Raw genomic sequence first — 26,077 nt, forward strand, 5'->3', positions numbered from 1 at the left:
TATAATTAGAAAATAAGTCTACTTTCCCCAATATTTCCAAAACCAATCCCAATCACCATTACAATACCACTCTCTCCATATATCTTTCGATTCCTTTGGATGCTCTCGTTCCCTTTCTTCGTCACATTCTCTATCCAGGTCACGAGGGTGATCACGACTACCATCACGGTCATGATCATGCTCACGATCATAATCATGGTCATCATCTCGCTCTTGTTTATCTCCATTATAATTATTATATTTTTTCATTTCTTTTGATGAGATTTTACTATCTCCAATATTTAAATTAGTCTGGGTAGATAAATATTCATTATCAATATTATTTATAGCATCATCTGAACCTGTAACCAAAGTCTGATCATTCCCAAAGAATGAAAATATTAGGTTGATAACACTTAGAGTATTTTTAGAATCATTAGGAAATTCAATATTGGATGCATAAGAAGTTGTAGGCATAATTAAAGTTGTTGCCAGAATAGATGTAAACACAATCTTTCTATACTTTTTCATTACTTCGCCTCCCTTCCTTATTCTTTTCTAATGCAAAAATACCCATTTTCATTAAATTTATGTAATTTAATCCTAAAGTATGATTAACTTTTGACTAACTTTGTGTTGGACATTGATTATTACAACTATAAAATCAAATAGTTGCTTTCATAATGAATTTTTGATGCGTACTCATAGAGATGTAGTAATAGGTAAAGAATAATTAATGATAAGTAAAATAACCTTTGACTTCTTTTTTCAAATAATTTAACAATCCATGTTATTAATATAATGTTATATAAACCAAAATAAATACTGAATCGTGCGAAAATCCAATTCTGAGTAGAAATAACCATAAAAACAAAACCAATTATGGACATGTTAACTACAATATCTATATGTGGCCAAAGTCTTCTAAGCTCTTCTTTTTTTAAATATGCCAAAACAAGAGGCAATCCATTAATAATTACCCTTATAAAATTTGCTCCACCCTCATCAAAATTACTATATAATCCATACTGGGTATCTTCTATCATAGTGAATAGTACAGTGGAAATTTGACCAAAAAATGCGGTAAAAACAATTCCAATAGTCATAACGATCGTAGTTGAGGATGTCCATGCCTTTTTTCTAACAATAAAATAGAGTGGTATAAGTATAAGAGCAGTTTGGTGAAAGGATGAAGCAAGAATGACAATTCCGATATATTTTTTCCAATCACCTTTTACGATAAAAATGGTGCCAATAAAAAGAATAGAGGCAGCTAAATATTGTCTTATACCATTCATCGAAACCATATATGCACCTGTAGTAATATATAAAAAGATAGCTAATTCAAATATCCTTGCGTATTTATATAAAACAATTACAATTAATACATTTGTTAATAAAGCTGTAATAAAGATTAATAATTGTGGATCATTCGTTATCTTCTTTAATAAAATTTGTAAAATAGTAAATCCATAGTCTTCCTTTAAACTAACATCGGACCAATAAAAATTATTATTGACATAGGTGTATTTATAAAAAAATGTATCTCCTATATTAGAGCGAAGACCCGAAACGATCACTAAACATGCGGTAACTAATAAAGCAAGAAGTTTATTTGGTTTAACAGTATGAGAGGTAAACTGGTCAAACTTTGAGTAATATCTTGAAAAAAAAGATAGAAAAGAAACAATAGCAAGATTAATATATAGTACAGTCATTTTTCGTTTCCCTTTCTATTTTTTTAATATTTGGTCTGAAAATTATTATCAATATTTTTTCTTTTGCCAGTTGATAAATTCAATTAAAGTTCTGTACTCGTGTATTTGTTCCTTATGAATGCCAGAATTCATTAATTCTTGGATAAAATCAATCCATTCTGGATCTAATTGTGTATTTATGCTATGCCTTTCATCAATTTTAATAATTTCTTTTATTTCTACATTCAGGCCCTTAGCAACTTTTTCTAGTATATGGATGGAAGGATTTTTATTTAGATTTCTCTCAATATTACTTAAATAAGATTTTGAGATTTTTGCCCTTTCAGATAACTCTGATAATGACAAACCCCTTTTTTTTCTTAACTTAAATATGTTTGTACCTATCATTAGTTATACCTCTTTTACATTTTTAGTTTCATCTTTTTAAAATTGAATTCCCTTTCTCCATCATTATTAAAGAAAGTAGTTCATTTTCGATTAATTTTATAAAGTCGCTTGTTTTAATCGTTTCAGATTCCTGCCCTATTATGTAAATATCTTTTAGTATTTCTTTTAATTTTGATTGTAATAAGATATTAGTTTTTAACATCTTTAATTTCCCTCTCTGTAAGTAAAAATCCCCGTAGCTTTAACGGGGATGGATCAAATTTTATATTATAATACATAATTTCCTAGCTAACAAAAAATCTAATAACCTATAATTTAAATAGAAACAGACAATAAAGTTTGTTTAGTTATTCTATTATTTGCTAGATTTAATAAACGCTGTTTTAATTCTTCCTTTTCTAATCCCTCAAAGTTTGATAAAATTTCTTCAATTTCTTCAATAAGTAATTCGGATGTTTTTCCAACATATATTTTTGGATAAATCTGTTCTTCATGAACCTCGTCATCTTTTAGTAATTCTTCAAATAATTTTTCTCCAGGTCTCATTCCTGTAAACTCAACACCAATCTCATCTATTGAATAACCTGATAATTTAATAAGATTTTTAGCAAGGTCTACTATTTTTACTGGTTCTCCCATATCAAGTACGAAAATTTCCCCACCCTTTGCTAAAACACCCGCTTGAATAACTAATCTTGAGGCTTCTGGAATGGTCATAAAATAACGAACCATATCAGGATGAGTTACCTTAACAGGGCCACCTTTTTCAATTTGCTTTTTAAATAACGGAATTACACTTCCCCTACTACCTAGAACATTTCCGAATCTAACTGCTACGAATTTAGTTTTACTTTCTCTGTTTAATTTCTGAATCATCATTTCAGCCAATCGCTTCGTAGAACCCATTACACTAGTCGGATTAACAGCCTTGTCTGATGAAATCATGACAAAGGTATTCACTCCGTGCCAACTAGCTGCCTTGGCAACATTTGTTGTACCAACAATATTGTTTTTCACAGCTTCTTCCGGATTTCTTTCCATTAATGGAACATGTTTATGGGCAGCTGCATGATAAACAACATCCGGTTGGTAAGCTCCCATAACGTTCATCATCTTCTTCTCATCTTGTATGTCAGCAATCTCAGGAATAAATTCAATTTTTGTATTCTGAAATTTTTCTCTTAATTCCATTTCAATTGAATAAATACTATTTTCACCATGGCCGAGTAGGATTAATCTCTTTGGATGGAACAAAGAAACTTGACGGCATATTTCCGATCCAATTGATCCTCCAGCACCTGTTACAAGTACCACTTTATTTGTAAGCTTTTCTGAAATAATATCAATATCTAAAACTACTTCTTCTCTACCTAATAAATCCTCCATCTGTATGTCACGAAATTGGTTAACCAATACCTTACCTGTAACCAAATCTTCAAGCAGAGGTAAAATTTGAGTTTTGGCTTTGGTTTTTGCACATTCTTTGAAAATAATATTTAAATCTCTTTTACTTAAAGATGGAATAGCAATTACTATATTTTCAACATTTAATTCATGAACCACTTTTTCAATTTCTCTAACTCCACTTATAACAGGTATTCCGAGAATTTCAAGCTTATGCTTTCGATAATCATCATCAATAAATCCAACAGGGACTAAGTCAGCTTCATTATTTTTTAATAATTGTCGAGCAACCATCGTTCCTGCAGAGCCAGCTCCAATAATGAGGGTTCTTTTTTTATTTATATCTTTATAGAAATAGGTATCTCTTAACATTCTCCAACAAAAGCGGGAACCACCTATCAATAAGATATGCATTAACCAAGTTACCGACAAAAGTCTAAAAGATATCTCATTAAATAATACTAATTGAACGATTGCAGTTAATAAGATTGAAAAAGTAACAATTTTAAAAATAGTAATTAGTTCTCCAATACTTGCATATTCCCATAATTTTCTATAAAACTTTAACTTTACTGCAAATAAATGATGACCTAATAGAATGGTAAGGGCGGAAATAACAATTTGAAGTGTTAAAACATCGAAAGTAGCATTAACTAAAAAACGGCTATAAAAAATAGCAGTCAAAACAATTAATGAATCAATAATAAAAAATAAGGATAACCTCTGTCGATAAGTCATGCTTTTCCTCCTCTTATACCAAAGTTAGAACTAAAATACTACCCTTGTATAAATGTCAACACAAATATGTACAATTTCGCTTGTATAAGGATGTACAAAATTACTCGTTTTCTTTAGCTAAATGATCTTTTAAACGATATGAATTGCCTACCATTGTCACCACAGTCGCATGGTGTAAAATTCGATCTAATATCGCATTAGCTAGCTTTGGCTCCTGGAAGACTTCATCCCATGCTTTAAAGTTTATATTCGTTGTAAATATCGTACTGCGCTTTTCATAACGCATATCAATAAGTTGAAAAAACATTTTCGCATCCTCTTGATCAATCGGTAAATATCCAATTTCGTCAATAATCAAAAGCTTATATTTTGCATAGTGTTTCAATCGATTTTCTAAGTGATTTTCCAACCTCGCTCTTTTCAGATTCTGTATCAAATCATGGCACTTGATAAAATACGTACTTGTTCTCTTCTTAGCTGCGTGAATCCCAATTGATGTGGCCAAGTGGGTTTTACCAACACCACTCGGTCCTAAAAAGACGATATTTTCATTTTTCTCAATAAATCGTAACGTTAAAAAATCGAAAATTTGCTGTTGATTGATGGACGGTTGAAAATCAAAGTCAAAATCCTTCACTTCTTTTAAATGTGGAAAAGCTCCAACCTTCACCATAGAATGAATCATATTTTGTTCACGCACATCAATTTCGTAATTTGTTAATTTAATAAGGGTGTCCACAAATGATAATTGGTTTTGTACGCTGAAATCTATAACTTGATTTAGATGCACCATCATTTGTTTGAGTTTTAAATACTCTAAATTATTTAGTAAATGTTGATAATTTGTACCGGGATTCATTATTTATACACCTTTCCAATCGCTGCTAGATTTTGTTTGGCTAATTCATCAATCTCAGGATAATACGGGGCTGAAACAAGTAGACTTTCTCTATAATGTTCTTCCTGATAATTGAGTTTTGCGTTACTGATTGAGTGTTGAGCGATGAGTTTCGTGTTATAATAAATCCATAGTTGTTCATCGTACACTTGTAAGCCTACTTTTTTTCCTCGGTATTCGGCTGGTACCGAATATTGATTGGATTTGTAGGAAATCATGTTAGACGCATTGACTTTTACTTGTGTATGTTTGATGCGATAGGAATCTCTTACTTTTTCAGTTGGTAGCTGGAGTAAGTGATTCCTTTCTTTTTTAAATTCAAAAACCGGTATTTTACCTGTTCCTTGATGCAACTCGTGATTAATTCGATTACATAAATCTTGTATAAACTGATGTAGCTCTTCTAAAGTTAATTGCCCTTGGTAAGCATGAATTTCATCTAATAACTTCATCGTTGATTCTACTTTTCCTTTGGTCCTTGGGCGGCCTGCAATACAAGGTTTTACTTTAAAACCAAAATCCTTCGCAAACTGCTCAAACTTTGAATTTACTTTCCCGCCAGAAAATTCTGTTCTTGCCTCGTCCATTACGGTTTTCATATTATCCGTTACAATTTCAGTGGGTACGCCTCCAAATGCTTCAAATGCCTCCGTTAAAAAAGAGAGCAGTACACTTTGAGACTTAGAGATACTTAAATAGAAAGCACGGAATCTAGAATACGATAGAAGTAACACCGCAACATTGACTTCTACTTTTTCCCCATCTTTTGTTTCAAACTGAATACTTTCCTTCCAATCTAGTTGAGCTTGTTTGCCTGGAGGTGTTTCAAAACGAACCGTCCCCGTAGGGGAAGAAATACGCTTCTCATCCTCAAAATAGGCTTTAAATTCTGGTGTTCGTGCAATATAGGCACGGAATGCAGAATCAGAACAATTTAAACCGTGGTTATCCTTAAGATATTGCCAAAGCACTCGCCGATAATAAAAAACCTGCTTTGAATCTTCGCTAAGAAGGGCTGCAATAACTTCATAGTATTCATCAATTTTAGAAGGCTTTTCTCGTTTGCGTTTCGGGACAAATCCCCCCAGATACTTATCAATCGTTCTTCGATCCACACCTAATTCTTCTGCTAATTTACTTTTATTAATTTTCATTTTTAAATGCTCCATTAGTTGTTTAAATTTTGGCAAGTCTGAAAGACTCTTAATCTCAAAATTAGTTTCAACATTTAGCGTTATATACATACTAATCCCCCCAAGATTAGTATGAAATGAGCAATCGATTTTGTACATTTTTATTCAAGCAAGAATGTACATATTTAAATTAGCATTTCTACCCTTGTATCACTGTCAAATACCCTTGATCAATTACGTATACCATTTAAGGGAACATATTAAATATAATTTTAAGGAAAGGAATGAGGTCTATTACTTCCATAGAGAATCCAATCCCTAATAAATAGTAAAGGCTTTAATTATGGGTTCTCTAAAAAACACATAATTAAAACCTTTAATTAAAATTTGGAGCATCTAACTCCTCCTCACATCCTACTTCTGACGACTCGCGTCTAAGGTAATTTTTACCCACAGTATGATCGAGTGCCTCCATTGATAACGGTTAGGAGACATCACCTTTACAGAAAAATTCTTAATTCAATTCACAATAATTCATTATAACGAACAAAAAAATAAAAAATTCTACTTTTCATTTAAAATAACACCAACAATATGAGCATTAACAATTTCTAGGACTCTCCTTGCTTCTCTAACTCTATCAAGTTTAGATTTAGCTGGATTAAGAACGAGAATTACTCCTTCACTGTGACTAGCCAGAATTTTTGTATCTGCTACTTCTAATAATGAAGGTGAATCAATAAGAACATAATCATATGTTCCAAGTAATTTTGCTTGTAACTCGATAAAACCTTTCGATGCCAATAGTTCTGAAGGAAAAATAGGCACAGGACCACTTGGCAAAACATCTAGTCGACCAATCTCTGATTTATGTATAGCATCAGCTATAGATGCTACTCCGTTTAATATTGACGTTAATCCTATGGTATTTTGAATCTTAAAGGTTAAATGTGCGGAAGGATTTCTTAAATTAGCATCAATTAATAAAACTCTCTCACTTTGTTGTGCCATAGAAACGGCTAGATTAGCAGCTGTTGTTGATTTTCCTTCTCCTCCACTCGGAGAGGTTATCAATATAGTTCGGATATTTTGATTACGGCAAGTAAAGTAAATATTTGCTTTAACTGAACGGTATTGTTCTGATACAACTGAATCAGGAGTAAAATAGGCTATTAAACTCTTTTTTCTATCAACAATCTTTTGATTCGATTTTAGTCTTAAACCCAACTGTATCACCTCTTAATTCCATAGTATTTTGCTTTTCATTCTTCTTTTTCATATTCTTTTTATTCATTTTGGCTACTGTACCTAATACCGTAATACCTAATGTTTTTTCTATTTCATCCTTTGATCTAACAGAATCATCTAATGTATCGATGAAATAAATAATTCCAACTCCTAAAACAACACCGATTATAAAAGCAATTACAATATTACTGTTTTGAGGGGGGTTTATTGGATAAGTGTTTATTTTCGCCTCTGTTAGAAGCTTAATGTCATTAAAACCCACAATATTGGGTATTTCATTTTTAAATACTTTTGCTGTAATATTAGCAATTTTTGCGGCCATGGCCGGATCTGAATCTATCACATTTAAACTAACAACCTGCGACCCATCAATACTTCTTGCACTAATTTGTTGTGCCAAACCTTCTGGGGATTTTTTTCCACCAAGTTCATTCGATACTTTTTGCAAAATAGTTGAATCCCTTAAAAGAACTAGAAGAGTTGGCATTGATTTTGGGTCTGCTCCAATAATCATCCTTGTTGAAGATTGATAGAGTGGTGCACTTGTAAAGAAAGTATTTTTGATTATTCCAATTGAAGTGGTGATAAATGTAATAAGGATTATAATCCACAGATACTTTTTGATTAATCTAAAATGATCCTTTAAATTTATTTCTTTTGAGTAATTAAATTCCGAAAAGCTAGAATTTGTTTGGTCGCTCATTAAATCACCTTATTTCGAAAGTCTTTATTCTTTGCATCTCCTATCGTTCTAAAAAAAGAACAACAAAATTAATAAAATGTTTTAACCATACAATTAAAAGTTAATATTTTTATATGTTTGTTTAGAACACAGGATAGTTTTACTTATATTCTAGTTCTATATAAAGAACATGTCAACAGTATGTTCTCTATTTATTGTTACCTAGAAGCTACCTTAAGTTGTTTTTCTAATAGTAAGTTAAAAACTCCACCTTTTTCATTAGCTACTTGATTATATCCACCAACTTGAATAACTGTGCCATGATCTAAGACAATCACCTGGTCAGCATTCTTAATCGTTGAAAGTCGGTGAGCAATACAAATTATGGTCATTTTTCCTTTTAGCTTTTCTAGTGATCCCTGTATTAGGCTTTCATTTTCAGTATCTAAAGCACTTGTTGCTTCGTCCAAGATAAGAATCTTAGGTTTTCTTAATATTGCCCTTGCCAATACAATTCTCTGTCTTTCTCCACCCGACAACCTTATCCCTCTATCTCCAATATAGGTATCTATCCCATGGGATAATTTCATTACAAACGAGGCAGCAGATGCAAGTTCAAGTGCTTCCCAAATTTCCTCATTTGATGCTTGTGGATTCGTTAATAATAAATTCTCTTTGATAGTCATATTAAATAGGTATGGATCCTGTGGTACATAACTTGTTGAACATCTAAGTGATAATAGATTTTCATTATTCAAGATTTTCCCGTCTATTAAAACATTACCTTTTTCCGGTTCATTTAACCCCATTAAAATATCAATCAAAGTACTCTTCCCTGCACCGGATCTCCCAACAATAGCCGTCATACGATTTGAAGGGATTTTAATATTAATATTTTTCAATGCATAAGTTTGTGTATCTCTAGAATATCTAAAATCAACACCTCGACATTCTAGGCCATATTGAATATTAATAGGCTTTACATTTTGAAGACCAAACTCACTAGATTCCTTTTCAGAATTACATTGGTTCTGAATGTTAATAATATACTTAAAAGATGGTATTACTGAGCCCATTTGTTCAAGAATGGATTGAATACCTGTAATTCTTGGCCATAATCTTGTAAATATCACGAGGATTAACAATAGTTGAGCAGACTGACCATCAAATAATTGGATTGAAGTATAAACAAAAAATACAATTAAAAATGCCGACACTACTTTATAAATGAATTGAGAATTTGTTTTTAGTTTCATCATTTCTAAAATATTGGATTCCACTTTTTCATTCAAATTTTCAAACCACTCAATATGATGCTTTTCTAGGTTATTGCTTTTTATGTCTTTAATACCATTAAAATGTTCCGTTACACCTGCCATATAAGTATGTGCTAACTCAACATTTTCACTACCTAGAACATTCGACCTTTTTACGAATTTCTTAGAAAAAAGTGTGAGAATAGCTCCAAAGAACAGCACGCACAATGTCATTTTTAAAGATAATAAACAAGCAACTCCAATTTGAATAAAAGTAAAAATTAAAGTGGAAATTAAATTTAAAAATAGATTAGTCCCAGCGTTAACCCGGGCGGTTTCATTGACTAGTGCATTAATTAAATCAGATTTTCTTTTTGTGAGAAAAAATCTCCAATTAGCTAATAATATTGCTTTGTATGTTTCCTCACGTAGAAATCTAGAATAACTTTGTTGGATCTTTGAATTTAATATCCTTTGATTTCTTTGAAAATAACTATGGCATACCAGAATCAGGACATATGTTACAAGGATTATCGGTAAGCTTATTGCCTGGGGTAACTCTTGAAAGAAACCAAAGAAACCTGAAAATAAAAAATCTTCTTTAATGTTCAAATTGAACACACCTGTAAGGCTTACTAAAGGCAATAATAAAAATATACCCACGCCCTCAAAAAGGCTAATTAAAATCATTGCTATAAGATTAAAATAAAGTATTTTCCCAGAGTAGGAATGTATATTTTTCACAAAATACATTAATTCTTTCATTGAAAATCCTCCTAGGATTATGCAAAGTTTCTAGCCTTTCTCAAAATCCATATAAATGGTCTTAATGGAAAATAAAGAAAGTGGAATTTTTTGGGCAAAGGTAATGTTTCAGCATCAGCTGGATAAGGGTATAAAAAATTTAAAAAATATAAAAACTTTTGTTGTAAGGTCATTAATGAAAATAAATAACGCCTATGGAATTTAGATACTACCTCAGGTACAGGGTCAGTATGTAAATTCACCATTTGCTCGAGATAGAAGATTGCATCGTAAGCCAATAGTTTTGACTTTTTTCTACTAATATAGGTGGCCATTTCATTTGTAATTTTCGTTTTTAGTAACTGTGATGTTAAAATTAGACTTTGACCAATAGCATCAATACTCCCTTGTTTCTTCATGAGTTTTTCTACTTGTAACCAGTTAACCTCTTTATTTATCATTTGCTGAATATCCATCAACCATCGTAATCGAGACCACCCATGTCTTGCACCATGATTAACTAGAAATAAAAAGAGGTCTTCTTTCCCTAAATAATAAACCGGGTAATTTGTTAGATTGCTAACCCTTTTTCTTTCCCAAATTTCATTAAAATCTGGTTCAGTACCTGGTCCGGGATGTAATCTCCAGTGTATTTCAACCTTTATATTTTTTAGAGGGTGTTTATATGTAACGTGATGGTGACGCCATTTCCAATCATTTAATATGGTTTTTATATAATCATCTTTTATAAAACCAATTCCTTCTAGAAGAATGTTTGCACTATGTAAATCATCAATAGGTATTAGTATATCTAAATCACTACATGCTCTTAATGATATATCACCATAGAGTTCGTTTCCAAGTATAGGGCCCTTCAGAAAGATCAATTTTATATTATTTTCATAAAACAACTTGGATATTTTTTCCATTTTACCGCTAAATTGTAGCATTCTGTATGTGTTTTTCTTAAATGTTATATTGATAGATTGAATTACGTTCTGGGGAACTAATTCTCGATCTAATTTATTTAACTTGTGAACTAGTAGTGGATATACTCTATGATGAAAAACCAACTCTAGGAACAGGTCCCAACTAATCTTATTCATATTTTTCCTAACTAGTTGGTTTAGGTATTCTATATCATCATTTTCTATGATACTAAGAATAAGTTTTAATTCATTATATAGATTATCTAAATTAAGACTGATATCTTTCATGATTTACTCCTTATCAGTTCTAGTGCCTATATCTTTTTGGCAAACTTATAGACAACAACAAAATCTTCTTTACCCTTATCACCAGTTAAATAGTAAGGACCACTTCGTAGCCATGCATGAGCAATCAGTTTTCCTTTTTCATTTAGTGAAGTTCCCAAATAAAGAGTACTCTCTATACTTCGTCTTTCTAGCATCTTCATGGCAGCTATTGCCTGTACTAGACACTTACTTTCCCAAATAGTATAAGAACTCATAATATTAATTGCTCGAGAAACTTGACTTAGTATTCTTATGTTGGCAGGTGTGATGTCAAATGAAGTTTCCTCCATTTGAACACCTAATGTAGTGTGAATCTTCTTAAAAGGTATGCTCTTCAAAATTCGAGCCCATGCTAGTAATAAGAAAGCTTCAATAAATATATTTCTAGTTTTTTTATCAAATAAAAAGAACAATTTTATTTTATTCACTATTCACTAGTCCTTCCATATCCATTTAGTAAATAGGTTTCTTCAAATCTAGTCTTTACTAATCTCAATCAAACCTTCCTTTAATAAGTGTTCAAGAAAAGGAAGAACTTGATTTCTACATTCATTGTAAGCAATTGCATAATCATCTACTAATTCTAAAATTAACTTATCGATTGATATAGATTTTTTTGCTAATGCCCATATATCTCCTCCAACTGAGCCTAAATTATAGTATTTTCCTTTTTCAACACTCAACATTACTTTTTCCCCATTCATATCACTTACTATGTTCCCTTTGGATTGCTTAATAATAGTTTCCTCAGATAATTTTTCAGTTTTAATCATAATTTATGCTCCTTTTCGATAGTTTCTAATATTAGATTTACCAATTGAGGTGCCGTGAAGCCCTTGCCCTTATAGGGTCTCCTTAATTGATACATATTCGAATAGACACTTATTTTAGTTGAGAAATCAAAATGCCAACCAAATAAATTCAAATCGGCAATCAATGGGTATCTAAAAGTATGTCTATAAAGAGTATTTAAACTTTCAAGCTTATTAAATTTTAGAAGTTCAATGTTTTCAGACTCAGATTTTACTAATTCAAAAATACCTGCTAATTGGAGTGGTTCATTGGAATATCCTTCGATTACAGGAACAGTGTACTTTGTTTCCCGATTGGAAATAGGACAATAATTATTACTGTCCATCCCAAAATGATCTAAACTTTCCTGCCAAAGCTTTTGTTGTGGATAAGAAGGTGTGACAAACGGTACTTGATCACTATTAAGAGTTACTGCTATCACATCGTCAGTTAGTAGTTGAAAACCTCTTTCTATAAATGCCGAAGCTAATGTTGACTTCCCCGCACCAGAATCACCGACAATCGCATAAGCTTTCCCGTCTATCGCTACTGTACTACCATGTAAAGGTAATATTTTCCTTTGAATCAAAATAACACCCATGCAACTTCCTAGAATATACAATCGTACTAAATCTTCATCGTATTCATTTAACGGAGAGACTGTTATACTGTTACCGTTTCGAATGGAGAAAATGGCAAGGTTTTCAATTTGGAACATAATTACATCATCTGTAATGACAAATTTATTATGTAACTTTGGCAGCTCCTTCCACTCTTTTGACAAATCTTGTCTTCTAATCTCAATATCTTTCAACTTACTATTATTAGTACACCTAGTTAACTCAGGAAGATGTATTTCACTAATCATCGTGAAACCAAATGCCTCATAAACTATTTTATCAGCAATTTGAACCATGAATTTCACTCCAATAATCTGGTTATATTAAAAGCCCTTATATCATTTCAAATGTATAAGGGCTTTTATATCTAGTACTTAATACTATATATCTACATGAATCCTATGTAGATACTAGTGTAGATTCAAATAAATATATTTATTTATAAGAGATCTATCAATGCTAAATTCTTAGCATTTTGAATCTAAGTGCTGACCATCAGAATTTGTTGGAATTTGTGTGCTATTGGACCAATCTGCATCATACTTAGATCCATCGACATTATGCATTGTCATCTTTACATCAAGAACCTCTAAAACTGGTTGTTGCCATTGCTTTTTCATTTAATCACCCCCTTTCAATTGAATTGTTTGATAAACCTATATACGACTAAACTTCGCATAATGTTTCTATAGACTGGGTCAGACATATGCTCAGGTTTTGGCCCTTGTTCAAGTTTGGTTATTGCAGAGTTTATAACGTTCACGTCAATGAATTCCATTATTCTGCTATTTGATTTAAGAAGTTTGGCCTCTTCAATTAGTGTATTCCAATAAGGAATTAATCGATGTATCCAATCAGCACCTTGTATTCCCCATATACGTTGATTTAACCTGATTTGATCAGGTAATATATTTTCTGTTGCTCTTCTAATAAGAGCACGGTCTAAACCATTCTGAACACACTGTTCTTCTGGTACTGAAAAACAAAAACGAACTACTCTAATATCATTTGTTGGATCTCTTTTCCATAAAGAATAACGAAGGGACAACTTTGTATTCAGGGTACTACCGGAATTCCAGGCGTAAATGTCTTCAAAAATGATTCTTCTTTGATCATATAAATTTGTATTTGTTATCCACCCTGATTTATCAATTCCATAGTCCCTCAATTTTGAAAAAACAGCTGTTCTTTCTGCAAATTCTGATTTAATTAGTAATGGGAGTTTGTATGGATCTTCTTTATGAGAAAATAAATTTATGAAAGGGAATGCAATTCTTGCAATATTTGGGAGCAACCGCAATCTTGGACCACTCATATTTTTGCTGTATTGGTCTAACTCACGATATAAACGAGTCCATTTTAGCTTTTTTAAAAGGATCGCATAAAAATCCAAAGCTGAGCCCCATGATATGGTTGAATTACCTTTATCTCCATTAAGTAATACTCCGATGTCCTTTTCACTGGCCTTTTCAAACATTCCTTTTAGCCAAAATGAATTCTCAATAAATTTATAAGGCATTTCCATCGTTTCTAAAAGACTATCAATTTCAGAGTAGGAGTTCTTTCCTTCAAAATCATAGTAATTGTCTAATATCCCACCAACATATTGAACAGTTTTCTTAATGAACGGACTTTCATTGGGCATGATCCTTTTTTGTGTAAAGTCCTTAAAATCACTTGGGGGAATATAACTAAAAGTGTGTAGCTTCTTATTCGTTTTCTTAAGGGCTCGTGCTGCAAAACCAACAACTGCCCCAGAATCTAATCCACCACTTAGCTGTGATCCTACATTTTTGTATGTACGTAACTTGGAGGTAACAGCCTCCTGAAAAATTTCCTGAAATGCTTCAACGTATTCATCATTCGACTTTAACTTTAATTGTTTTTCTGGAATAAATGTCCCATATTTTGTTAGCTTTACTTTATCTTTAGCAATTGTGATACTATGAAAAGGAGGAACTTGATCAACAGTTTTAAAAGGAGTCATCCTTGCATCAACCGTATCAATCATTCCAGTAATCACTAAGAATTCAGCAAGATATTGTTCATTTAATTGTCTTTTTATATAGGGTAATGACAATAAAGGTTCTATAGTTGTACAAAAAGCAAATCGATATTGATCTTTGTAATAATAAAGAGTTCTATATCCGGAAGGATCTCTTGCTCCAAATAATTTTTGGTGTTTTTCATCCCAAATCATAAAAGCAAAATCGCCTACTAAATGCTTGGGTGATTCCTCACCCCATTTATAATAGGAAAGAAGTATAAGTTCACTATCAGAAATTGTGATTTGCTCTGATTTTTCTATTTGGAGTTTCTCAAATAACTCTTCGCGATTATCAATAATAGCATCAGCAGTTATAGCTAGTTTTCTATTTTCATCATAGTAGGGTAATATTTCTCCAACTGATTCTGGCGTGATCCATTGTGCATGACATCCAAAGAAGATATTATCCCTCTCCAATATTTGAATGTCATTAGCAGGGAATACCTCCAATACTTTCATTAAACCTAAACTGTGCTCTGGAGAAATAGGGTCTCCATTTAAATGATAAATTCCTGCAATTGCGCTCATTAGTCCTCCCGATCTCAGTCCACCTATAAATCGTTTATTAATAAATCCACTGTCATTTAAATTCGTTTTAAAGAACAAGTAGAGCAAAAAAAATAATTTTATACAATTTCATTATTAAACAGCAATAGAAATTATATTTACTACATAATAGAGGTTTAAATCTTTCTTCATTACAACAGACGTTTTGTTCTTTATAATGAACAACTTATCATTACAATAACACCAATAAACTCATGCGTCAATATTTTTCACATAACTAAGTATATAATTTTCATTAGAAATTATTCTTCAACAATTAAATATTAATACTCTATTAGAAGGAATTTTCAACCCTTTGAGAACAGTGTTTGGAATCATTATCTTGTTGTAACATAATCACTGATAATATAGTTTTCAATGCTTTCTTTGCTTTTTCTCCATGAATACCAACATAATTACCCAAGATTTTCAAATATTCATTTATGGTAATTTCTAGATCATCTCTTCTTGACCACCAACTATTAGGATTATAACTATTATTTCGACTTGAACTATAAATGAAGTCTAATTTAATGTTTTTATTCTCACATTCAAAATTATTTTTAACTCTCCTCATATGATAATTCGATGAAACAATAATGGCTGATTCTAGTTTATAAATTCTCATCAATTCAATTGAAAAAACTGCATTATCTTTAGTGCTTCTGGCTTTATTTTCTATTAATATGTTCTTTGAAGGTACACCCATTTTCAATGCAGCTTCATATAAACTTTCCTCATCCCCATTCGATATAATGATATAAGGTGCAAATCCTCGCTTATATAGGTCAACACCTCTTTCTAATCTGTCAATTCTTCCACCACTTAAAACAATAATCACATCAGATTTCTTTGGTTTTTGATCAATAATCAAAAAGTTTCCAGCTAATTGAAAAGCAATAATCAAAAAAAACAAAATGCATAACACCCAAGCATACTTTAGCATTACTAACTTTCCCATATTATTTTTAACCACATGTTTTTCTACCAACTCCCAGGTCTCCGACAGATCTAACCTAACCTAACCTATCCCACTCTAAGCAGCCAAATTACTTTTCTTTCTTCAATTGGTTCAACATACCTACTACTATTATTGAGAGTAACCTTATCCGTTATAATTTTCACATTTTCAAATAACAATGGATTGAATAACCCTTTATCTAATCACGACTGAATAAATCCCTTGTATACACCTTTTCCTCTACATCTTGTAACTCATCTGACAATCGATTTGCTACTATAATATCTGAAAGATTTTTAAACTCTTCGAAGTTATTAATTACTCTTGAATTAAAGAATTTCCCCTCCTGAAGAGCTGGTTCGTAAACAACAACCTCAATTCCTTTAGACTTAATGCGTTTCATAATTCCTTGAATGGCAGATTGTCTAAAGTTATCTGAATTAACTTTCATTGTTAGTCTATAAATACCTACAACTTTCGGCTTCCTTTTTAATATCATTTCAGCAATATGATCTTTTCTTGTTCGATTTGCATCTACAATGGCTGTCATTATATTATTAGGAACATCCACATAATTCGCTAATAACTGCTTTGTATCTTTTGGTAGACAGTAACCTCCATAGCCAAAGGAAGGGTTGTTATAATGCTGACCTATTCTCGGATCTAATCCCACACCTTCAATAATATGTTTTGAATTTAGCTCTCTCACTTCTGCATAAGAATCAAGTTCATTAAAAAAAGCCACTCTCATGGCTAAGTATGTGTTAGCAAATAGTTTAATTGCTTCTGCTTCCGTTGAATTTGTAAATAATACAGGAATATTCTCTTTTATTGCACCTTGAACAAGTAATTCAGCAAACTTTTTGGCTCTCTCGGACTGTTCACCGACGATGATACGTGAAGGATAAAGGTTATCATATAGAGCCTTTCCCTCTCTTAAAAACTCTGGTGAGAAAATAATATTATCCGTTTCAAACTTCTCCCTAACTTTCTCTGTGTAACCTACTGGTACTGTTGATTTAATTACCATTACCGCATCCGGATTAATAGATAGAACGTTTGCAATAACAGCTTCTACAGATCTTGTATTAAAATAGTTCTTTTCCGAATCATAATTTGTTGGTGTTGATATTATGACATATTCTGCATCTTTGAATGCCTTATAATTATCTGTTGTTGCAGTTAAATTTAATTCTTTTGTAGCTAAAAATTCTTCAACCTCATTATCAATAATTGGAGACCTTTTATTGTTAATCATATCAACCTTTTCTTGAATAATATCTAGAGCTACTACTTCATTATGTTGGGCAAGTAGTATGGCATTTGAAAGTCCTACATAGCCTGTTCCTGCTATGGTTATTTTCATAAATCAATACACCTCCATTACTTATAAAACTAATTACGATGATTTGGAAATAAGAATTAGATCTTTTGGCAATTATACAAAGTGCTCAACATCAAGGTGAGTAGTGTGTGTTCTATTGAAATTTCACTCCTATCAAAATAAAACTTATTAATCTACTCACTTTAACGCAAAATGTATCACTAACAAACTCCGTTTTAATGATTATTTTTTGTATCTTTTCTAAACTAAAATAAGCTAAGCACCTTCATGAGCGCTTAGCTTACTTTAGATATATATTGTTCTTTTGAAATAACTTTGTTTCTAGCCAACTTAGTAAATGGTTTTTCAATTAAATAGTATGCAATACTTGATAAGACTAAAGTAAATAATACCCAAGTTCCCAAAAGGACTACTGTATCATTTAAATGTATTTTATTAAATATCATTTTAATGATATTATATACAATTGGATGTAAAAGGTACAAGGAATATGATATATCCCCAAAGTATTTTAAGACTTTATTAACTTTTCTACCTTTTGTATTTCTCCAATAAGCTATTGATAAACATAAACCAAAAATGCATATTGATAATACTAATTTTTCTATTCCCGTAACCATGAAAATTTGGTTGGAACCACCAATTGGTAAAAAAATAAAAATAAGTAAGAAAGACATGATATAAGATGTAAGATATATCTTATTATACCCCTTGTGAAATTTTGAATAGGCACCAATAACTACTCCACCTACAAAAAAATAAAGTTGATTAAGTGGATTAATGTAAAAATCCCATTGGTTTGCTAAATCAATATTTCTATCTAAACTAAAAATAGAAAATAGTATAGTTAGAACTATACTAATACCCCAAAAAGCAATTAAATATTTCTTACCTTTATGAAGGAAAAGAATCATAATAGGAAAAATTGAATAATAAACAAGCTCATTTCCTATAGACCAAGCGCCTCCAGCGATATAACTACCTGGAGAAAACCACGAAAATAATAACGAATAATTTAAAAGTATTTCATTAATTGAAGGTAATGGTGCCCATCCTCCAATATAGTTTATTAAAAATTTCACTATAATTGTTAGAGTAGTTACTATATAAAAAAGAGGAGCAATTCTACAAAGCCTTTTTATACTAAAATCTTTAATAAATCCAATATTCACAACTTTGTTCGAATATACAAGAGCTAAACTGATTCCACTTAAAACATAAAAGCAGGATACAGCATAAATCCCTAATCTAAAAAATAAATTTCCAATCGGGTACACCCAATTAATATCTAACCACATCGTATAATGATAAATCATGACAGATACTGCCATTAAGCCTCTTAGATAATCCAAAGATTCAACTCTGTTATTCAATTAAATACTCCCTATAATTTAATTTAAATTTCATATGCAGATATTTCAAATCTAATTAATTAAAAATTCAGCCAAACGTAAATCAAACAAGGTATCAATATCTATTGACCTTTCTTTAGGCATTACATAGCCAATTGTCTTACTGCTAACCAATATTTTATTTTCTAATACCCACTGAATATTCGCTACATAAACTGCACCATTTAAATTGTAGGTCTTGGGCAGTACTTGTCTTTGATAAGCACTCCTATCATCTTCTAATATTTTATTTAGATTAGAATTCTCATCCATCGTATACATCCAATATGGGCTTTTATCTGATTCAGTTAAAGAGACAGTGGAATTAGAGTTACTTTCAACACATAACTTTATGGATTCATCTATATCTTTTGTTATCCTTAGTGGTGATGTAGGTTGAAGTAGAACCAAATAATCATAGCCTTGAATATTCTCTACAGCATGAAGCACTGGGGCAATACCTGGTGTGTCATCAAGTGCAAGTTCAAGGGGTCTTTTGAATGGAACTTCACAGCCCCACTCTGATGCAACTTTTATTATTTCATCATCTTCAGAAGAAAGTATGATTCTATCAATATATTTAGAATTTTTTGCAGCTTCAATTGTCCATGCAATCAGTGGCTTTCCTCCAATAGTAATGATGTTTTTTCTAGGGATACCTTTAGAACCACCACGTGCAGGAATGACTGCCAATACTTTTTTGCCATTAATCATCTGAAAACCTCTTCGTATTCTTGATTAGCTTTATTGTAATCATCTATTCTTCCAATGTCGCACCAATATTCCCTAATCGGGAAGACAGATGAGTTTTTATTATTTTCAATTAATCTTTCAAATAAAGTTGGCATATCATAAAAACTATCTTTTGGGATATAATCTAATGCTACTGGATCTAAGACATATATTCCTGCACTTACGAATGATCGATGAATGGGTTTTTCATCAATAGCTAATAATCTTTGGTTATCTAACTTTACAACCCCATATGGTATTTGAATATCATGTTCTCTCACACACATTGTAGCGTGGGACTTGTTTTCATTATGAAAGTCTAATAAAAGTCTAAAATTCACTTTAGTTAATAAGTCCCCATTCATGACGAAGAATGGCTTATCTGGTCTATTTAGGAGAAGGCTTAATGCTCCAGCAGTTCCCATTCTTTTTTCTTCATTAATATATTGAATATCTATACCCAAATTCGAACCATCTCCGAAATAATCTTTTATCATTTCAGATTTATAATTTACTGAAATGTAAAACTTTGAGAATCCACTTTCGATGAAATTTCCAATTATGGTCTCTAAAATAGGTTTTTTGCCAACCTTTAATAAAGGTTTAGGGCAATTTTTCGTTAATGGCATAAGTCTTGAGCCTAGTCCACCTGCCATTAAAACGACAATATTATCCTTTTGACTAGTAGTAATTAAGTCGTCTAACATTTGTAAACCTACTAATTGATTTTGATCATTAACAATAGGTAAATGATGAAGCTTCTTAGACTTTAATTTTAATAATAAACTTTCTTTATTATCAAAATAAGCTGCAGTAGTAGGATTACTATTCATTACTTGAGTGACAAGATCATCAAGTGGGATACCTTTTAACATACCTCTTCTAATATCACCATCAGTAACTGTACCTAATAACTGATTTTTATGATTTACAACTAGAGCAATTTGAATGGAACTATCATCAATAACTTTAAGAGTCTCCCTTATAGAAGCATGCGGAGATACTTTAACTTTTTCCCAGCCCTTCAATTAAACTCCTCCTTTAGGTTTTGCAGGTACTCCTATTACTGTGTTACCTCGGTTAACGTTATTTAGCACAACAGATCCTGCTCCAATAACGCAATTATCACCAATCTTTATTCCCTGAATAATGACTGCACCAGTCCCAATATGAACATTATTGCCAATTTCAACTCCACCAGAAATAGTAACACCTGGAGCTACATGTACATTCATTCCAATCTTGCAATCATGGTCTATTGATGCTTTAGTATTAATGATTGTGTTTGCACCTATTTGACTTTCAGTTTGAATAATGGCCCCTGCCATTACTTGTACCCCTTCAGCTATTAATGCAGATGGAGAGATAATGGAAGTTGGGTGTATCACTTGTTGAAACTGAAAGCCTTTTTCTTTAAAAGAATGATATAAAGATGCCCTTGCAATTGGAGTATTAACAGATCCTATCCCATTTACCAGTCTTATTTCGTTCGCTGAATATTTTAAAACCATATCGTCGTTTCCAACAATCGGAATTCCGTAAATGTTTTCTGTATTAGTTTTGTCTGGAGTGGTTATCCCAATGATGTTAAAATCCCTTTGCACCAGTGTTTCTATTAACACACGGGCGTGACCACCATCACCTAATATTATTAGTGGTAGTTTCATAGTTTTATCGGTTCCTCAGAATCATAATTTCCAGTTGATTTTCTACCCAAAAGTTCCCAATAGTAAATTGGACTAATGCCCGTTCCCGGTCTTTTAATCACCATATTTTCTTCCGTAAATTCCTCATCTTTCATTATTGCTTTTGATGTAAGAATGCTTTTTCTTGCTACATTTAGATTTTTAAGTTCTGATTCAACAGGCATTTTCACAGGAGAACCTAATGATTCTTCAACCTCTCTAATAGACCTAACCATCATTTTTAATTCCTCAGGTTCTAAGGAAGCTTGATGATCAGGACCTGGTAAAGTCTTATCAAGTGTAAAATGTTTTTCTACTAAAACTGCTCCTCTTGATACTGCTGCTATAGGGATAGCAATCCCATTAGTATGATCAGAAAATCCTACAGATAGTCCAAATGCTTGTTTAAAAGTATCTATTACTCTAAGATTCACATCTTTAAAAGGGGTTGGATATTCAGTGGTGCAATGTAATAAGGTTACCTTCTTCTTTAACATTTCTTGCCCTTCTAAAGAACAATATGCCTGTTGGAAATTTTCAATGGATGGCTTCTCAAAATCCAAATATCCAAATGCAAGTACACCAAGAGCCTGTTCTACCTCACTTAATGTACTCATTCCGGTTGAGAGAATGATAGATTGTTTAGTCCTAGCTATCTTTAGAAGTAGAGGAGCATTTGTAAGATCACCAGAAGAAACCTTAATTCTAGAAATGTTTAATTTATTAACTAAAAAATCCACACTACCTTCGTCAAAGGGTGTGGAAAGAAATTCAATATTTTTTTTCTTACAATATTCAACTAAAAGCTCATGTGATGCTTCATCAAGCTCTAGTTTTTTAATCATCTCAAACTGAGTTTCCTCTTTATCAGTTGTTTTAGTCTGATATTCTGCTTTTGGCGCTTTATAACTTACTAATTTTTCAGCTTTAAATGTTTGAAACTTAACAGCATCTACTCCTGCATCCGAAGCTACATCAATTAACTTCTTTGCTAATTCTAATGAGCCATTATGATTAACTCCGGCTTCGGCAATGATATAAGTATGATTTTTCATTCTAATTTTCCACCTTAAAAAAGTGTTTTTTTAGTAGCGCTTTATAATTATTTATACTTTTTATTGTTGATAATATTTTTAAAGAGCTATCCCCATTTCCATAAGGGTTAATAGTATTATCACAATCCAGTTTGTAAGCTAAAGAAATGGCTTGCTTAATTTCTTCACTAATAGGGTTACAATTTAAAATCGAACTGGCTTGAATGCGACCTTTTTGTCTATCACCAATATTCACGGTTGGTTTTTTAAAAGAGGGAACCTCATAAAGTCCACTAGAAGAATTACCGACAACCATATCAACATGTTTAATGGCACTTAGGTATCTCAACTGACCTAACGAAGTATGGGAAATTGCATTTGGGTGACTACTTACATATTGGTCAATCATATCTATTAGAACTCGACCATCAGTGTCAGAATTGGGTTTAGTAAAAATAATTCCAGTATCTTCACCTAAATCTTCTAATGCAAATAGGAGTTCTTTAAACTGATCTGAGGCAGATTGAAAATCTAATGTAACTGGATGAAATGTAACTAATATATTCTTCTCCTTAAGGTTAAACTCAATTGATTTTTCAAATTCTTCTTTGGAGAGTAAGCTTAGACGTTTAATTTGATCTATCCCTGGACTTCCGACATTATAAACATGATTCGGGTTTTCCCCCATTTGCCGAACTCTATAAGCAGCAATTTCATTCGTTACAAAATGAAGATGCGACATTTTTGTGATACTATGACGGATTGATTCATCAATAGCACCTTCTGTTGTATCACCGCCAGCTAAATGGGCTATAGGGATTCTTGCAACTAATGCCGCTTGTGCAGCAGCTAAAATTTCAAAACGGTCGCCTAATAGGACTAATAAGTCAGGCTTTAGTTTATCTAGAGCATCAGCAAACCCAATAGTTCCTAATCCAATAGATTTTGTTATTCCTACTGCTGAATCACTTGATAGGAGCATTTCTACTTTTTCATCTATTTGAAATCCATCTTGCAAAATAGATTGATAGGTTAATCCAAATTCTGGAGATAGATGCATTCCCGTTACAATAATCTGCAGTTCTAACTCATTATCCATCTGAATCTCTTTCATTAGCCAATATAGCAATCCATACTCAGCCCTAGTACCAGTTACCACACAAATCTTACGCATTATAAGAATCTCCTAACACTACACTACTAGGAATATTTATGATCTGTTTTTCCAATAGTTTAGAAGTACTCAAATCCATTTTTGGACATTCCCTAAACATTGGAAGCTTATGGAGCAATGTCCATACAGGTCTTGTCATGATTCCTTTATCATTTAGTATCCTTAATAACATGTCTCGAAGTTCTAAGTTTGCTTCGTCTAATAAAATAACATTTAACCAATAATTACTTTTAGCAAAATCAGGTTCTTTAAAAAATGTTATCCCATCAATGTCTTTTAACATTTCATCATAACGCTTTGCTAAAGCTCTTTTTTTATTTATATAATCAGCTAATTTCTCTAACTGAGCACATCCTAAAGCTGCATTTATATTCGGTAAACGGTAATTGTAGCCAATATGATCATGGACAAACTCCCAACGATGAGGAACTTTTGCAGTTGTAGTCAAATGTTTAGCAAGCTTCGCTAACTTCTCATCATTCGTTAAAATAGCACCACCACCACCAGTGGTAATGATCTTATTTCCATTAAAGCTTAAGGCAGAGACCTTACCAAAAGTCCCTGTATGTTGATTCTTGTAATAGGAACCTAATGATTCAGCAGCATCTTCAACTAATTCTATATTGTATTTTTCACAAACATTTACTAATAAGTCCAGATCGACTGGGTGACCAAATGTATGCATTGGAACAACTGCTTTTATTCTATTTCCAGTTTCTTTGTTATAAGAAAAACCATTTTTCATAACAATGATTTCTTGTAGATAGGAATCTAATTTTTTAGGATCAAGCCCTAAAGTATTAATCGCAGAATCCACAAAATGAGGAATAGCTCCACAATACGAAACGGCATTAGCCGTTGCAATAAATGTTAATGAAGGAATTAACACTTCATCATTTTCTGCAACGCCTACTAATTTCAGACAAATATGGAGAGCAGCAGTTCCATTAACAACAGCAATAGCATGTTTTGACCCAGTATACTCTGCCAAATCTTTTTCAAACTTATCCACAAACTTCCCAACAGATGAAACCCAACCAGTATCTAAACATTCTTTTATATATGTCCATTCATTACCAACTAAATATGGTTCATGAAGAGCTATAAATTCTTGTTCTCGGGGTAAAACTTCTTCTATAGCATCAACAATGGCGGTTAAATCTAAGCTATTCCTTCTCATATGTTATATTTCTCCGCTTTGTACCCAGCTAAATTAATCGGATTTGTAAACCATTCTACAGTCTCGATAAGTCCCCGTTTTAACCCATCTCGACCACCAAATGAAGGTTCCCAGCCTAACAATTTTTTGGCCTTTTGATTATCAGCCCATAAACGCTCTACCTCACTTTTTTCAGGTCGAAGACGAATATCATCTGTTTGTATTTCAATATCAATACTCATTACTTCTGAAATTAGTTCAACTGTTTCACCAATTGATATTTCATAGTTACTTCCTATATTAATTACCTCACCAACTGATTTATCTGATTCAGCAACTGAGATAAATCCCTCTACTGTATCTTTTACATAATTAAAATCTCGAGTTGGATGTAATGATCCCAGTTTAATTTTTCTTTGACCACCAGCAATTTGTGAAATAATTGTTGGAATGACTGCTCTAGCAGATTGTCTTGGGCCATATGTGTTAAAAGGTCTAATAATACTTACAGGTGTATCAAAAGAATCATAAAAAGACATGGCGATTTGGTCAGCACCAATTTTAGAAGCAGAATAAGGTGATTGACCTTGTAAAGGGTGCTCTTCCGTAATTGGAACAAATCGAGCTGTACCGTAAACTTCACTTGTCGAAGTGTGTACTACTTTTTGAATACCTAATTCCCTAGCTGCTTGGACAATGTTAAGTGTTCCTTTAATATTCGTATCAACATATGTTTCAGGAGAATGATAAGAATATGGGATGGCAATTAATGCAGCTAAATGAAGAACGATATCACAATCCTGCATAGCTATTTTGACTCCATAAGGATCTCTAATATCACCCGCAAAAACTTCTAGGTTATCCTTGATTTCTTTAGGAGAATGATCCAACCATCCCCATGAATTAAAAGAGTTATACATTACAAAAGCTCGAACGTCATATCCTCTTCTTATTAATTCTTCTGTTAAATGTGAGCCGATAAAACCATCAGCCCCTGTAATAAGTATTTTTTTCTTAGATCTCATTAATAAGTTCCCCCGTATTTTTCCAATTCATAATTAATTTGTAGTTAGAATAATGGATTCGATGTTAAACCTACAAAAGGTAAAGCCCATGATCCATTTTCATTAATGAACATAAAAAAAACA

Annotated in this window: 25 protein-coding genes; all 25 read right to left on the reverse strand. The window is 32.1% G+C overall.

Going from position 1 to position 26,077, the window contains the following annotated elements; all coding sequences use genetic code 11:
• Positions 1 to 18: 18 nt before the first annotated feature.
• The 25 genes from ACSBPO_RS13915 to ACSBPO_RS14035 all read right to left on the reverse strand — a co-directional run bounded on the left by ACSBPO_RS13915 (position 19) and on the right by ACSBPO_RS14035 (position 25,954).
• Positions 19 to 510 (reverse strand): hypothetical protein, encoded by a 492-nt coding sequence (locus tag ACSBPO_RS13915; protein ID WP_442594246.1) that lies wholly within the window; start codon positions 508 to 510, stop codon positions 19 to 21.
• Between the two features lie 125 nt (positions 511 to 635).
• Positions 636 to 1,697: an EpsG family protein gene (locus ACSBPO_RS13920; RefSeq protein ID WP_442594249.1), complete on the reverse strand. Its 1,062-nt coding sequence runs from the start codon at positions 1,695 to 1,697 to the stop codon at positions 636 to 638.
• A gap of 48 nt (positions 1,698 to 1,745) precedes the next feature.
• On the reverse strand, positions 1,746 to 2,084 hold the full coding sequence (locus ACSBPO_RS13925) for a helix-turn-helix domain-containing protein (RefSeq protein ID WP_442594251.1): 339 nt from the start codon (positions 2,082 to 2,084) through the stop codon (positions 1,746 to 1,748).
• 315 nt (positions 2,085 to 2,399) lie between these two features.
• Positions 2,400 to 4,226 (reverse strand): polysaccharide biosynthesis protein, encoded by a 1,827-nt coding sequence (locus ACSBPO_RS13930; RefSeq protein WP_442594253.1) that lies wholly within the window; start codon positions 4,224 to 4,226, stop codon positions 2,400 to 2,402.
• Between the two features lie 100 nt (positions 4,227 to 4,326).
• Entirely contained in the window at positions 4,327 to 5,085 is a 759-nt protein-coding gene (gene istB / locus ACSBPO_RS13935) for an IS21-like element helper ATPase IstB (protein ID WP_442594255.1), read from the reverse strand.
• Positions 5,085 to 6,368 carry an IS21 family transposase gene (gene istA, locus ACSBPO_RS13940; RefSeq protein WP_442594257.1) on the reverse strand — a complete coding sequence of 428 codons (1,284 nt, stop codon included), beginning with the start codon at positions 6,366 to 6,368 and terminating at the stop codon, positions 5,085 to 5,087. Before istA ends, istB begins: the two co-directional genes overlap by 1 nt.
• Before the next feature lie 453 nt (positions 6,369 to 6,821).
• Entirely contained in the window at positions 6,822 to 7,493 is a 672-nt protein-coding gene (locus ACSBPO_RS13945; protein ID WP_442594259.1) for a CpsD/CapB family tyrosine-protein kinase, read from the reverse strand.
• A complete protein-coding gene (locus ACSBPO_RS13950; protein WP_442594261.1) occupies positions 7,447 to 8,208 on the reverse strand; it encodes a YveK family protein in 762 nt (253 codons plus the stop codon). The genes ACSBPO_RS13945 and ACSBPO_RS13950 overlap by 47 nt, the downstream gene beginning before the upstream one ends.
• A 197-nt stretch (positions 8,209 to 8,405) precedes the next feature.
• Positions 8,406 to 10,208 (reverse strand): ABC transporter ATP-binding protein, encoded by a 1,803-nt coding sequence (locus tag ACSBPO_RS13955; RefSeq protein WP_442594263.1) that lies wholly within the window; start codon positions 10,206 to 10,208, stop codon positions 8,406 to 8,408.
• 17 nt (positions 10,209 to 10,225) lie between these two features.
• On the reverse strand, positions 10,226 to 11,407 hold the full coding sequence (locus ACSBPO_RS13960) for a nucleotidyltransferase domain-containing protein (RefSeq protein ID WP_442600369.1): 1,182 nt from the start codon (positions 11,405 to 11,407) through the stop codon (positions 10,226 to 10,228).
• A gap of 23 nt (positions 11,408 to 11,430) precedes the next feature.
• Positions 11,431 to 11,874: a lasso peptide biosynthesis B2 protein gene (locus tag ACSBPO_RS13965; protein ID WP_442600370.1), complete on the reverse strand. Its 444-nt coding sequence runs from the start codon at positions 11,872 to 11,874 to the stop codon at positions 11,431 to 11,433.
• 45 nt (positions 11,875 to 11,919) lie between these two features.
• Positions 11,920 to 12,219 (reverse strand): lasso peptide biosynthesis PqqD family chaperone, encoded by a 300-nt coding sequence (locus ACSBPO_RS13970; protein ID WP_442600371.1) that lies wholly within the window; start codon positions 12,217 to 12,219, stop codon positions 11,920 to 11,922.
• Complete coding sequence (locus tag ACSBPO_RS13975) at positions 12,213 to 13,151, reverse strand: aldolase (RefSeq protein WP_442594265.1); 939 nt, start codon at positions 13,149 to 13,151, stop codon at positions 12,213 to 12,215. The genes ACSBPO_RS13970 and ACSBPO_RS13975 overlap by 7 nt, the downstream gene beginning before the upstream one ends.
• A 171-nt stretch (positions 13,152 to 13,322) precedes the next feature.
• A complete protein-coding gene (locus ACSBPO_RS13980) occupies positions 13,323 to 13,475 on the reverse strand; it encodes a paeninodin family lasso peptide (protein WP_442594267.1) in 153 nt (50 codons plus the stop codon).
• A 14-nt stretch (positions 13,476 to 13,489) separates the two neighbouring features.
• Positions 13,490 to 15,430, reverse strand: coding sequence for a lasso peptide isopeptide bond-forming cyclase (locus ACSBPO_RS13985; RefSeq protein ID WP_442594269.1), 1,941 nt, complete (start codon positions 15,428 to 15,430; stop codon positions 13,490 to 13,492).
• 313 nt (positions 15,431 to 15,743) lie between these two features.
• A complete protein-coding gene (locus tag ACSBPO_RS13990; protein WP_442594271.1) occupies positions 15,744 to 16,439 on the reverse strand; it encodes a YdcF family protein in 696 nt (231 codons plus the stop codon).
• 169 nt (positions 16,440 to 16,608) lie between these two features.
• Complete coding sequence (locus tag ACSBPO_RS13995) at positions 16,609 to 17,775, reverse strand: nucleotide sugar dehydrogenase (RefSeq protein ID WP_442594273.1); 1,167 nt, start codon at positions 17,773 to 17,775, stop codon at positions 16,609 to 16,611.
• Between the two features lie 254 nt (positions 17,776 to 18,029).
• A complete protein-coding gene (locus ACSBPO_RS14000) occupies positions 18,030 to 19,127 on the reverse strand; it encodes an acyltransferase family protein (RefSeq protein ID WP_442594275.1) in 1,098 nt (365 codons plus the stop codon).
• Between the two features lie 51 nt (positions 19,128 to 19,178).
• A complete protein-coding gene (locus ACSBPO_RS14005) occupies positions 19,179 to 19,859 on the reverse strand; it encodes an acylneuraminate cytidylyltransferase family protein (RefSeq protein WP_442594277.1) in 681 nt (226 codons plus the stop codon).
• Positions 19,856 to 20,905, reverse strand: coding sequence for a nucleotidyltransferase family protein (locus tag ACSBPO_RS14010; protein ID WP_442594279.1), 1,050 nt, complete (start codon positions 20,903 to 20,905; stop codon positions 19,856 to 19,858). Before ACSBPO_RS14010 ends, ACSBPO_RS14005 begins: the two co-directional genes overlap by 4 nt.
• Positions 20,906 to 21,544 carry an acetyltransferase gene (locus ACSBPO_RS14015; protein WP_442594281.1) on the reverse strand — a complete coding sequence of 213 codons (639 nt, stop codon included), beginning with the start codon at positions 21,542 to 21,544 and terminating at the stop codon, positions 20,906 to 20,908.
• Entirely contained in the window at positions 21,541 to 22,617 is a 1,077-nt protein-coding gene (gene neuB / locus ACSBPO_RS14020) for an N-acetylneuraminate synthase (RefSeq protein WP_442594283.1), read from the reverse strand. Before neuB ends, ACSBPO_RS14015 begins: the two co-directional genes overlap by 4 nt.
• A 1-nt stretch (position 22,618) precedes the next feature.
• Positions 22,619 to 23,770: a UDP-N-acetylglucosamine 2-epimerase gene (gene neuC / locus ACSBPO_RS14025; RefSeq protein WP_442594285.1), complete on the reverse strand. Its 1,152-nt coding sequence runs from the start codon at positions 23,768 to 23,770 to the stop codon at positions 22,619 to 22,621.
• The gene (locus ACSBPO_RS14030) at positions 23,763 to 24,950 is read right to left on the reverse strand and encodes a LegC family aminotransferase (protein ID WP_442594287.1); all 1,188 of its coding nucleotides are present in this window, start codon (positions 24,948 to 24,950) and stop codon (positions 23,763 to 23,765) included. The genes neuC and ACSBPO_RS14030 overlap by 8 nt, the downstream gene beginning before the upstream one ends.
• On the reverse strand, positions 24,947 to 25,954 hold the full coding sequence (locus ACSBPO_RS14035; RefSeq protein ID WP_442594289.1) for an NAD-dependent 4,6-dehydratase LegB: 1,008 nt from the start codon (positions 25,952 to 25,954) through the stop codon (positions 24,947 to 24,949). Before ACSBPO_RS14035 ends, ACSBPO_RS14030 begins: the two co-directional genes overlap by 4 nt.
• Between the last annotated feature and the right edge of the window lie 123 nt (positions 25,955 to 26,077).

The organism is Neobacillus sp. D3-1R, assembly GCF_052180215.1.
Classification (GTDB): Bacteria; Bacillota; Bacilli; order Bacillales; family Cytobacillaceae; genus Pseudoneobacillus.

Coding starts and splice junctions, on each gene's coding strand:
- istA (WP_442594257.1), bottom strand. CDS start 6,368: ATGTATATAACGCTAAATGTTGAAACTAATTTTGAGATTAAGAGTCTT.
- ACSBPO_RS13930 (WP_442594253.1), bottom strand. CDS start 4,226: ATGACTTATCGACAGAGGTTATCCTTATTTTTTATTATTGATTCATTA.
- ACSBPO_RS13950 (WP_442594261.1), bottom strand. CDS start 8,208: ATGAGCGACCAAACAAATTCTAGCTTTTCGGAATTTAATTACTCAAAA.
- istB (WP_442594255.1), bottom strand. CDS start 5,085: ATGAATCCCGGTACAAATTATCAACATTTACTAAATAATTTAGAGTAT.
- ACSBPO_RS13985 (WP_442594269.1), bottom strand. CDS start 15,430: ATGAGCGCAATTGCAGGAATTTATCATTTAAATGGAGACCCTATTTCT.
- ACSBPO_RS13975 (WP_442594265.1), bottom strand. CDS start 13,151: ATGGTTCAAATTGCTGATAAAATAGTTTATGAGGCATTTGGTTTCACG.
- ACSBPO_RS13980 (WP_442594267.1), bottom strand. CDS start 13,475: ATGAAAAAGCAATGGCAACAACCAGTTTTAGAGGTTCTTGATGTAAAG.
- ACSBPO_RS14035 (WP_442594289.1), bottom strand. CDS start 25,954: ATGAGATCTAAGAAAAAAATACTTATTACAGGGGCTGATGGTTTTATC.
- ACSBPO_RS13995 (WP_442594273.1), bottom strand. CDS start 17,775: ATGAAAATAACCATAGCAGGAACAGGCTATGTAGGACTTTCAAATGCC.
- ACSBPO_RS13920 (WP_442594249.1), bottom strand. CDS start 1,697: ATGACTGTACTATATATTAATCTTGCTATTGTTTCTTTTCTATCTTTT.
- neuC (WP_442594285.1), bottom strand. CDS start 23,770: ATGCGTAAGATTTGTGTGGTAACTGGTACTAGGGCTGAGTATGGATTG.
- ACSBPO_RS14015 (WP_442594281.1), bottom strand. CDS start 21,544: ATGAAACTACCACTAATAATATTAGGTGATGGTGGTCACGCCCGTGTG.
- ACSBPO_RS14005 (WP_442594277.1), bottom strand. CDS start 19,859: ATGATTAATGGCAAAAAAGTATTGGCAGTCATTCCTGCACGTGGTGGT.
- ACSBPO_RS13925 (WP_442594251.1), bottom strand. CDS start 2,084: ATGATAGGTACAAACATATTTAAGTTAAGAAAAAAAAGGGGTTTGTCA.
- ACSBPO_RS13915 (WP_442594246.1), bottom strand. CDS start 510: ATGAAAAAGTATAGAAAGATTGTGTTTACATCTATTCTGGCAACAACT.
- neuB (WP_442594283.1), bottom strand. CDS start 22,617: ATGAAAAATCATACTTATATCATTGCCGAAGCCGGAGTTAATCATAAT.
- ACSBPO_RS13955 (WP_442594263.1), bottom strand. CDS start 10,208: ATGAAAGAATTAATGTATTTTGTGAAAAATATACATTCCTACTCTGGG.
- ACSBPO_RS14030 (WP_442594287.1), bottom strand. CDS start 24,950: ATGAGAAGGAATAGCTTAGATTTAACCGCCATTGTTGATGCTATAGAA.